8 protein-coding genes are annotated in these 9,979 nt (G+C 63.2%); 2 read left to right on the forward strand and 6 right to left on the reverse strand.

Translation table 11 applies throughout. The annotated features are described in order from the left end of the window. Window positions 1-293 precede the first annotated feature (293 nt). Window positions 294-1,511, forward strand: coding sequence for an OpgC domain-containing protein (locus AOQ71_RS11915; protein WP_057746861.1), 1,218 nt, complete (start codon window positions 294-296; stop codon window positions 1,509-1,511). Window positions 1,512-1,523: 12 nt separating this feature from the next. Then, entirely contained in the window at window positions 1,524-2,012 is a 489-nt protein-coding gene (locus AOQ71_RS11920; RefSeq protein WP_057746309.1) for a DUF2059 domain-containing protein, read from the forward strand. 6 nt (window positions 2,013-2,018) lie between these two features. Here AOQ71_RS11920 and AOQ71_RS11925 read toward each other — a convergent pair whose 3' ends face one another. The 6 genes from AOQ71_RS11925 to AOQ71_RS11950 all read right to left on the reverse strand — a co-directional run bounded on the left by AOQ71_RS11925 (window position 2,019) and on the right by AOQ71_RS11950 (window position 9,606). Next, the gene (locus AOQ71_RS11925; RefSeq protein WP_057746312.1) at window positions 2,019-3,515 is read right to left on the reverse strand and encodes a sugar ABC transporter ATP-binding protein; all 1,497 of its coding nucleotides are present in this window, start codon (window positions 3,513-3,515) and stop codon (window positions 2,019-2,021) included. Beyond that, the gene (locus tag AOQ71_RS11930) at window positions 3,512-4,609 is read right to left on the reverse strand and encodes an SMP-30/gluconolactonase/LRE family protein (protein WP_057746315.1); all 1,098 of its coding nucleotides are present in this window, start codon (window positions 4,607-4,609) and stop codon (window positions 3,512-3,514) included. The genes AOQ71_RS11925 and AOQ71_RS11930 overlap by 4 nt, the downstream gene beginning before the upstream one ends. Next, complete coding sequence (locus AOQ71_RS11935) at window positions 4,606-6,729, reverse strand: ABC transporter permease (RefSeq protein ID WP_057746318.1); 2,124 nt, start codon at window positions 6,727-6,729, stop codon at window positions 4,606-4,608. Before AOQ71_RS11935 ends, AOQ71_RS11930 begins: the two co-directional genes overlap by 4 nt. A gap of 75 nt (window positions 6,730-6,804) precedes the next feature. Beyond that, on the reverse strand, window positions 6,805-7,821 hold the full coding sequence (locus AOQ71_RS11940) for a sugar ABC transporter substrate-binding protein (protein WP_057746322.1): 1,017 nt from the start codon (window positions 7,819-7,821) through the stop codon (window positions 6,805-6,807). 40 nt (window positions 7,822-7,861) lie between these two features. Then, the gene (locus AOQ71_RS11945) at window positions 7,862-8,833 is read right to left on the reverse strand and encodes an ABC transporter permease (RefSeq protein WP_057746325.1); all 972 of its coding nucleotides are present in this window, start codon (window positions 8,831-8,833) and stop codon (window positions 7,862-7,864) included. A gap of 20 nt (window positions 8,834-8,853) precedes the next feature. After that, window positions 8,854-9,606 carry a TetR/AcrR family transcriptional regulator gene (locus AOQ71_RS11950; RefSeq protein WP_057746328.1) on the reverse strand — a complete coding sequence of 251 codons (753 nt, stop codon included), beginning with the start codon at window positions 9,604-9,606 and terminating at the stop codon, window positions 8,854-8,856. Window positions 9,607-9,979 lie beyond the last annotated feature (373 nt).

Here is a 9,979-nt window from a genome sequence, read left to right on the forward strand (position 1 = left end):
GACCGGGGGCGATCAGCTCGCCTGAGGCGGCAATCGCGCTCGCCGCCGGCTTGCCCGGCGGGCAGGACGATTTTTGCAAGGCATGCAATGGCTTAGCTACTGTGCATGGGGTAGTTCCGGGCTTTGCCCACGCTGCCGACGCATGTGACGACAAAGTCCCTTGCGCGGCCACCAAGGTCGGCTACCGTTGGCGCTCTAACCGCAGGGTTAGGTGACCTTTTGATTGATCTTTTTTAGCATCCGATTTTGCCGGCGCCGCGATGGCGCGACGCCTACCTGATGAGGCGGGGGCCATGAGCATACGGGACCAGGCAGCACTGTTGGCGCCGGTCGAGCGCGACTTGCGGCTCGACGTCTTCCGCGGCATCGGCCTGTGGATGATCTTCCTCGATCACATCCCGCACGACGTCGTGGCCTGGCTGACGCTGCGCAATTACGGCTTCAGCGACGCCGCCGAGTTCTTCGTCTTCATCTCCGGCTATCTGGTCGGCTGGATCTACGGGCCGATCATCGCCGGCGGCTGGTTCCTTGCCGCGCTGAAGCGACTGTGGCGGCGGACGGCGGAAATGTATGTCGCCCACATCATGCTGTTCCTGCTGTTCACGGCGCAGATCGCCCGCACCGCCCGCCGCTTCGACAATCCGATGTACGAGCACGAGTTCAACGTCTTCAATTTCCTGGCGCATCCGGACGAGTTGATCGGGCAGGCGATCCTGCTCAAATACAAGCCGGTCAATCTCGACGTGCTGCCGCTCTACATCACGCTGATATTTGCCTCGCCCTTCATCGTCTGGTGCCTGGTGCGCCTGCCGAACCTGACGCTTGCGGGGTCCGTGGTGCTCTACGTGCTGTCGCGCTGGTTCGACTGGAACGTTGCCTCCTACCCGCCGGGCACGACCTGGTATTTCAATCCGTTCTGCTGGCAGCTGATGTTCGTGTTCGCCGCCTGGTGCGGCATCGGCCAGATCGAGAAGATCAGCCAGTGGGTATGGTCGAGGGCCGCAATGATTCTGGCCGCGGCCTGGCTCGTCTTCGCCTTCATCATCGTGATGACCTGGCACATCCCCGCGCTCGAGGCCATGATCCCGAAATGGATGATCAAGGCGATCTACCCGATCGACAAGACCGACCTCGACATGCTGCGCTTCACGCATTTCCTGGCGCTGGCGATCTGGGTGACGCATTTCCTGCCGCGCCATTGGAAAGCGCTGCATACCTCCTGGCTGCGTCCGATCATCCTCTGCGGCCAGCACTCACTGCCGATCTTCTGTCTCGGCGTGTTCCTGTCGTTCTCCGCGCACTGGATCCTGACGCAATACACCAAGGGCGTCTGGGAGCAGCTCGCGGTCTCCTTCCTCGGCATCATCATCATGATCGTCGTCGCCTGGCTGCTCGATCGGGCCGAGCGTGTGCCGAACCTCTTCGTGAAAGTGTCGGAAGTCGAAGAGCCCCAAACCGCCGCCGTCGAGATCGTGCCTGCCGCAACCGCCGCCGCGCCGGCGCGCCGCTGAGGGGAGAGGTCCATGTCCAGAAGTTTGCTCGCGATCGCCGGTATCCTCCTGCTCCTCGTTGGCCGCGCTTCCGCGCAAGCGCCGTCGCCCGAGGCGATGAACGCGGCGCGAAAGCTCGTGGTCACGCTGAAGATCGCCGATCAATACCGCGCGCAGCTGCCGCAGCTGCTGCTCAAGCTGCGACCGGTGGTGACGCAGGAAAGGCCGGAGATCGAGCGCGACTATGACGCGATGACGGCGCCGGGTGCCGAGATCTTCCCCCCGCTCTTCAACGCGATGGTCGACCAGATCGCCGCCGTCTATGCCGCAAGCTTCACCCCGGACGAGCTGCGCCAGATCGAGGCGTTCTACGCGCAGCCGGCCGGACAAAAATTCCTGGCGCAATCCGATGCGCTGGCGCAGGCGAGCGCGCAGATCGCTCAGGATGTCAGCCAGAAGGCCGGTGACCAATTGAAGCAGCGCCTGATCGAGGCGCTGCGCCAGAAGGGACACAAGCTGTAGGCGCCCTCAGTGGATCGCCGCGTACATGATCTTCTCCTCCGTCGCTTCCAGCGCGGAGAACTCCTCCACCACCTTGCCCTGGCGCGACACCAGGATGCGGTCGGACAGCGCCATGATCTCGGGCAGATAGGACGAGATCACCACCACCGCCTTGCCCTCGTCGGCGAGCCGGTTGATCAACTCGTGGATCTCGACGATGGCGCCGACATCGACGCCGCGGGTCGGCTCGTCGAAGATGATCAAGTCGGGCTCCTGCACCAGCGACTTCGCGATCACCACCTTCTGCTGATTGCCGCCCGACAGTTCGACCACCTTGACCTGATCGCCGATGGCGCGAACCTTGAGCTTCTCGATCCAGGACTTGCCGACCGCATCAGTCTCCCGCCGCGACAGCATCATCCGACCCCGCGGAAACTTCGACAACAGGCCGAGATAGATGTTGCGCGCGATCGAAGACGTCTCGAAGAAGCCCTCGACCTTGCGGTCCTCCGTGACATAGGCAATGCCAGCCTTCACCGCCGGCGCCGGCACCCGGTAGCGCACCGGCTGGTCGCGCAGCAGGATCTCGCCGCCATGGAAGAAGTCGCGCTTGAGCACGCCGGCGACGATCTTGAAGGTTTCGGTGCGGCCTGCACCAACGAGGCCGAACACGCCGGTAATTTGCCCAGCGAACACCGACAGCGAATTGTTCTTCACCATTGGTGCCATCTTTAAATTCTGCACCGTGAGCACGCGCGCGCCGGCCTGGCGCACACTGTTCTTGCGTGCGCCGTAGAGGGTGTTGGAGAGGTCGCGTCCGACCATGGCCTGCACGATGGCGGCGCGATCGAACTTGGCGACATCGTCGGTGACCACATGCTTGCCGTCGCGCAACACCGTGATGCGGTCGGCGAGCAGCAGCGCTTCTTCAAGCGCATGCGAAATGAAGACGATCGAGACGCCGCGCCTCTTGAGGTCGCGGACGAGGTCGAAGAAATATTTCTTTTCTTCCGGGGTCAGAGATGCGGTCGGCTCATCGAAGATGATGACCTTGGCACGGTGCAGCACCGCGCGCGCAATCTCGACCATCTGCTTCTTGGCCGCGCCAAGGCCGCTGACGGTGGCGGTCGGCGTCACGTCGAAATTGAGCGATTGCAGGAACTGCTGCGCGGCGATGTAGATCCCCCGCAGGCGGTTGTAAAACTTCTCCTGTCCCAGAAACAGGTTTTGCGCCACCGTCATGGTCGGCACCAGGCTGTTCTCCTGGAACACCATGGCGATGCCGAGATTGCGCGCCTCAAGCGGTGTCTTCGGCGCGACCTCGGCGCCGTCGACCGTCATGGTCCCCGAGGTCAGCGTCACCACGCCCGCCATCACCTTGGTGAGGGTCGACTTGCCGGCACCGTTCTCGCCGACAAGTGCATGGATCTCACCGCGGCGCAGATCGAAGTCGACCCCGTCGATGGCGGGCACGCCGGCATAGAGCTTTGTTGCCTTGCGCAGCGAGAGTGCGATGTCGCTCATGTTCCAAATTCCTCGGCAAGGCCGGCAATGGGCAGCCTCAAAATGCGGCCCGGTCCCTTGGCGATCAGCACGAGATCGCTGCCCAGCTCGACGGCCGCGACGACGCCGTGATTGATGCCGTCGACCCGGCTGTGCAGCGAATAGAGCGGCTGGCCGTCGGCATCGAGACGAATGACGAGGCCATAGGAACGCGGCGGCGCCCACGGCTTGATGACGCCCATGGTCTTGATGTGCGCGCCCTGCATCGGCTCATTGAAGGAGCGCCCGGAACGCAGCCGCGGTGCGACCCAGTGCTCGGGCGCGATCTCGGCCATCATGCGGCGCCGATAGCCGGCTTCGCGCAGCACGAACTCGACGAGCTGGGTCCGCGCGGTGAAGGCGGTGAGCCAGTAGCCGCCGCCCGAGGCTTTCGACAGCCGTGATGGATAGACGGGCAGGTGGGCGAGCACGATCTTCGGCGATGCACTTGGCGAGACAAGAACGAGGCGGTGGCGCCAGCTCTCGCTGACCAGCATGGCGTTACCATGCGCGCAGGCACCGAAGGCATAGCCGAGGCTGTGGGCCAATCGCGTCACGGTCCTGCTGCCGGGATCGAGCCGGTACACGCGGCCGCTCCGATTGAGCTCAAGCAGGTCACGTGCCCAATCGTCGACACTGCATGCTGCAGAGCCGTCTGTCGCAATCAGCGCATTGTCCTCCGCCAGCGCGAGTGCATTGATCGCATTGAACGCCGCGTCGGCAAAGGTTGCGCTCGGCTGCTCGGCCGAGGGGCTTTCGTATGCACGGACCTCACGCCCACCGAGCGCGACGGCGAGGCCGCCGCCGGGGAGGGCACAGAGCGCGGAGATCGGCTGCTCGAAGCGGCGCAATTCCGAGGCCGAGCCACCGTCCAGCGACAACAGCCTTCGTCCGTCTGCAATAAAGAGCTTGTTGCCGTCAGCGGCAAGATCCGCAGGCGACTCGCAGGTCAGCAAGGTTTCGGCCGATTCAAGCTTCTGGTTCGGCTTCAGCGCGCCGTCGAAGGACGGCACGCTGATGGTGGCGTCGCCGCGTCCGAGAAAGCGGTTGGCGAAGTCTCTGACGGCCGCGATCACGACTGCTTCCCCCACCTCTTGTCATACTGAACGAAGTTCGGATCGGCGTTGTCGAGCTTGTAACGGCCGATCCGATTGTTGAGGATGCCGCCGAGATAGAGGTAGCCGCGATGCTCGCGCATCGAGGTGATCATCGGATGGTTCTCGCCGTGCAGATCCCAGAACGATTCGAGGATCCTGCCCTGCTCATTGAATTTAACCACGCAGCCGGTGTTGATGTTGGGAAACAGCCACTCATCGACCGGTACGCGCTTGGCCATGCGGCGGCGGAAGCCCGGCATCTTCCAGGCGAGGTCGAGCGAGGGGCTGCGCATGCCGACCAGCGCCAGCCAGTAATTGCCGTCCGAGGAGAGGTTGATGTTGTCGGGGTATCCAGGCAGATTGTCCATGACGACCTCGACCGCGCCTTTCTTCGGCCCGGCGAACCAATAACGCTTGATCGAGCAGCCGAAGGTCTCGGCGAACAGGATCGACTGGCCGTCGCTGGCGACGCAGATGCCGTTGGGGAATTTGAGTCCGCGCAGCTCGGTACGCGTCGTGCCGGTCTTGGTATCGTAGCAGATGATGCGGCCATTGCCGCGCGCCTCCAAGCCATCGATGGGCCATTCGTCCATCTCGTAACGGACCGTCGCTTCGGAGAAGAAGATCAGGCCATCGTCGGTGATGTCGAGGTCGTCGGCGAGGCGCAGGCGGCTATCGTCGTTGACCGAGCGTAGGCTGCGGTTGGTCTCGTCGGTCGCCTTTTCCACGGTGCGGTCAGGCTTGATGCGATAGAGGCCCATGCCGCCGATGCAGACATAGAGATTGTCCTCACGGTCGAAGGCCATGCCGAGCGGCTGGCCGCCGATATGAGCGAACACTTCCATCTTTTGGTAGTCGGGCGCGAGGAAGCGCATGATGTCGCCGTGGCGGGAGCCGGCATAGAGATTGTCATGGCGATCGAGGATGACGTCTTCCGGCGCCTCGATGCGGCCGAGGCCGATCGCCTCGACATCGCGGAGCTTGTCGTTCTGCTCGAATGGGCCGCCTTGCCCGATCTCCGTTGGCGGCGGTGGCGGCAATTCGTGATAGGTCGGGGCGACATAGACCTTGCTGATGATGCGGGTCCGGTTCTTCTGCCAGCGGATGTCGATCATGGCGGCGACAAGCAGGATGCCCGCGAGCGCCATGCGGTTGACGCCGCCGCGTGCGTTCATCGTCGTCAGGCCATTTGTGATCAGCAGCACGATCAGCACACCCACTGCCGATTTGGCGACCGAGCCCTTGCCGCCGCCGAGCGTGATGCCGCCGAGCACGGTCGCGGTCAGCACGATCACCTCCAGGCCGACGCCGATGTCGCCGCCGACGGTGCCGAGCCGGGAGGCGAAGAAAAGCGCGCCGACGCTGGTCAGCGCGCCGCTTGCGACGTAGCAGAGCGCGATGGTGCGGCGAACCGGAATGCCCGAATTGTAGGCCGAGCGGCGCGAGCCGCCGATCGCGGTGATGTGCCAGCCCGGGCGCAGCCGCGTCATGAAGATGTGGCCGAAGATCGCGATGACGATATAGGCGAGTGCCACGGTGGGAATGCCCAGGACAGAGCCGGAGCCGATAAAGTCCCAGGACGGGATGTCGGGGAAGGCAGAGGCGATCGCGTTGGAATAGCGCTGGATCAAAAGGTCATAGGCCGAGCGGTAGATGATCAGCGTGATCAGCGTGGTGATGAAGGCGCGGAGTCGCAGATATCCGACCAGAATGCCGTTGACGGCGCCAAGCAGCGCGCCGCACAGCAGCGTAGCGATCACAACGGCCGGAACCGGCCAGCCCGCGACGTCGAGCAGAAAGAGCGCGCAGAAATCGGTCAGTGCGAAGATCGACCCGACGGAGAGGTCGATGCCGCCGACGATGACCACCAGGGCAAGCCCGAGCGCAATGAAGCCGATCTCGCCGGCCTGGCGCGCGGTGTCGGCGAGGCTCGCCGGCGACAGGAAGTTGTCGATGGACCGGCTGAACGCAAAGCCGACGATCAGGAGCAGGATGACCGGGATGGCTGTCTCGGTCCATCGCTTGGACAGGATTTCGCCGAGAAGATGATCAGGCCAGTAGCGGTAACGCAGGCTTGTGATTGTGTCGCGCATCGGCATTCCAGCAGGACATGGAAACTATCGGGGGCAAGGTCCCCGGGCATAGATCCCGGGGACCGCGAGTCCTGGCGCGGACTATTTCTTGAGGTCGCTGAGATTCCAGCAGGCGGTCTGGCTGTCGGCGTTCTCCTTGGTGATCGGAATCAGCGTGGTGTATTCCGAACCCTTGATCGAGCCGGGCTTGGCGCCCGAGGACAGCAGCCACTTGATCGTGCCGGCCATTTGTGTGGCCTGGGTCGGTACGTCGTAGCTCAAGTTGAGGTCGAACGCGCCCGACTTCACCAGCTCGCAGGCGCCCTTGCGTTCGCCGCCGCCCGATGTCGCCAGGAACACCTTGCCGGTGAGACCTGCTTCCTTCACGGCCGCTGCGGTGCCGATGTCCATGCCGTCCCAGAAGCCGACGATGCCGCAGAGATCGGGATTCTGCTTCAGCACCGTTTGCGTGATCGCCTTGGCCTTGGCGGCATCCCAATCGGCGGCCTGGCTCGATACCACCTTGATTTCGGGATGCTTGGCCAGAACGTTCTCGACGCCCTTGAGCGTATAGGCGCTCGCGGCGGCCGACAGCGCACCCTGGATGATCGCGATCTTGTTCGACTTGCCCTCGCAGGCCTTGACCACGCCTTCGGTCTGGCGTTCGCCGATCTCGACCCAGTTGGCACCGACGAAGGCGGAGCTGCGATAGGCCGAGCCCATGTTGATCTGGATGACGTAGATGCCCTCGTTCTCCGCGCGCTGGAGCAGTTTTGCGTAGGTCTGGACGTCAGGATTATGCACGACCATTACCGCCGGCTTCTCCGAGATCAAGGAGGTCACGGCCTGCGCGCCGGCGTTGGTGTTCCAATTGGCGTCGCGGATCACGAACTTGACGCCGTAGGGCTCGAGCTCCTTCTTCAGGCCGGCATACCAGCCCTCCGTGAGGTCGAAGTTCATCGCGACCGGCACATAGGCCACGGTCTTGCCGGCGAGCGCCTCCTTGAACGGCTTCTGGAACGGCTCGTCGAGGCCCTGCTGGGCGAGCGCCGGTCCGGTGAGTGCGGTGAGAGCCAGTGCGGCGAGGGGTACCCTGGTCGAGTTGCCAAAGATCTTCATTGCTTCCTCCTTGGTTGTAGTTGTCGTTGCTGTCGATCGTTCAGATGTCGCCCTGCTGTGCCGTTTCTTCGTTGCGTGGATTCAGGAAAGAGTCCGTGATGACGGCGAGCAACAGCACCACGCCCTTGATGAGATTTTGCCCGGCGTAGGAGATATCCATGATGGTCATGCCATTGAGCATGGTGCCGATCAGCAGTGTGCCGATGATGACGTTCAGCACGCCGCCGCGGCCGCCGGAGAGGCCGATGCCGCCCAGCACGACCACCAGGATCACGTCGTAGATCAGCGTCGAGTTGAAAACGCGCGTCGGCATCGAATTGACCGATGCCGCCATCACGAGCCCTGCGAAACAGCCGATCAGGGCCGCGATCACGTATTGCAGCACGATAATCGGGCGGGACGGAATGCCGGTGACACGTGCGGCGTAAGGATTGTCGCCGATCGCGTAGATGTAGGCGCCCCATCGCGTCTGGCGCAGCAGGAATGCGACCACCATGCAGGCGATCGCGAACATCACGATCGAGGTGGGAATGCCGAGAATAGTGCCCTGTCCGAGTCGCTCGAAGCCGTCCATGCCCGAACTCCATTGCACGACGTCGAGCTGGAACAGCACGGCTTGCCCAAGGCCCGCAAGCAACAGGCCCGTTGCGAGCGTCGCAAACAGCGAGGGCACCTCGGCATAGGCGATCAGCCAGCCATTGACGAGGCCGAAGGCGATCGTGATCAGGACGGCCGTCAGCAACGAGAAGGGGAGTGAATGGCCGTTCTGCACCATTTGCAGCACGAGCCCGGGGGGCACTGCGAGCGCCGCGATCAGCGAGATGTCGATGCCGCGGCCGATCACGACGATCGCCATGGCGAGGCCGAGGATGCCGAGCACTGCCACGTTCTGGAGCAGCGTCAGCATATTGTCGGCCGTCAGGAAGCCGTTCAGGAAGATCGAGAACACCAGGAACAGCAAGGCAAAGACGGCAAAGACGATCTCTTGCTGGCTGAATCGGAAGCGCTTCATCGTCCGGTCCTTCCTGCGTTCTATGGCTGCGCCATTTGCTTTGGCCTCGGGCGAACCCCGGCGGACATTCGTCCGCTGCTGCGGTTTCCGCGCGACAAGGCGGCGCTTACGAAATTGTCGACGCCGTCGATATATCCGTCGATCGACGTGCCGCGTTTGCAGTATTTGGCGCGTTTGACGTACCAGTCCTGCAGCAGCGGCTTGATCAACGACGCCGTAAGCCCGACATGTTCGACCGTGAAGGCGCCGCTGGCGACGCCTTGCCGGAGCACGTCGGCGATGATCTTCTCGGTGGTGGCTTCCATGTCGATCGCGCGCTGGCGTTCCGCCGGCGGGAAGGACTTCGCTTCCATGAAAGCGAACACGAACCAGGGCTGCATCGCCTCGCTCATGCGGATGTGTGTCGCGATGATCCAGCCGAGGTGCTTGTTGGCGTCATTCCTGACGTCGTCGGGAGGCGCCGTCAGAACCTCGGTCGCCGTTGCCGCGACCTCGCCGAGGATCATCGAGAGCAGCCTGGGCTTGCTGTCGATATAGGTATAGAGGCCGCCCATGCTGAGGCCGGACGCTTCCGCAAGCTGGCGCAGCGTGGTGGCGTGGAAGCCCTGCTTGTTGGAGAGCGCGAGGGTGGCGCCGATGATGCGTGTCAAATTTGCGATGGCGAGCCGCGGCTTCTGCACGCGAATGGAGTCGCGATGACGTTCCAGAATGCGCGTGCACAGCGCTTCTGTCGAGAACGCATTCGTCCAAGGTCGTCGGCGCGCGAGGTTCACGCTGCCTCCCCCTATGTCTTCCCGGACCTTTGGCGTTGTTGTTGACCCAGGCGTGGGCTTTGCACCCTTATGGTTATTCCTAGCGCAGAGAGTGGCAGTCCGGAAAGGGGGCATGCCAGAATTTTCCGAGAGAGCGCTCGCTCGCTTTTTCCGGCCGATGCAATCACCCTGACCGATTTGACGTGGCCAGTTGCGCCGAATACTTTTCTTGCGAACTCGAAAAAGCGCGTAAACGCAAGAGTCTGGTTGCGGTCAAGGCTGGCATGTACGCGGATGGCAGATTGCGGGGGAACGAACATGTCGAACGACATCGAAGCCACCATCGCGAAAGCGCGCGAGCATTCGATCGGCGATCTCCTGCGCCGATCGGCGG

Origin of the sequence: Bradyrhizobium manausense (assembly GCF_001440035.1) — a bacterium.
In the GTDB taxonomy this organism is placed as follows: Bacteria; Pseudomonadota; Alphaproteobacteria; order Rhizobiales; family Xanthobacteraceae; genus Bradyrhizobium; species Bradyrhizobium manausense.

Bases quoted from the DNA above. Each gene is read 5' to 3' on its own strand.
- AOQ71_RS11915 (WP_057746861.1), top strand. From the start codon at position 294: ATGAGCATACGGGACCAGGCAGCACTGTTGGCGCCGGTCGAGCGCGAC.
- AOQ71_RS11920 (WP_057746309.1), top strand. From the start codon at position 1,524: ATGTCCAGAAGTTTGCTCGCGATCGCCGGTATCCTCCTGCTCCTCGTT.
- AOQ71_RS11925 (WP_057746312.1), bottom strand. From the start codon at position 3,515: ATGAGCGACATCGCACTCTCGCTGCGCAAGGCAACAAAGCTCTATGCC.
- AOQ71_RS11935 (WP_057746318.1), bottom strand. From the start codon at position 6,729: ATGCCGATGCGCGACACAATCACAAGCCTGCGTTACCGCTACTGGCCT.
- AOQ71_RS11940 (WP_057746322.1), bottom strand. From the start codon at position 7,821: ATGAAGATCTTTGGCAACTCGACCAGGGTACCCCTCGCCGCACTGGCT.
- AOQ71_RS11945 (WP_057746325.1), bottom strand. From the start codon at position 8,833: ATGAAGCGCTTCCGATTCAGCCAGCAAGAGATCGTCTTTGCCGTCTTT.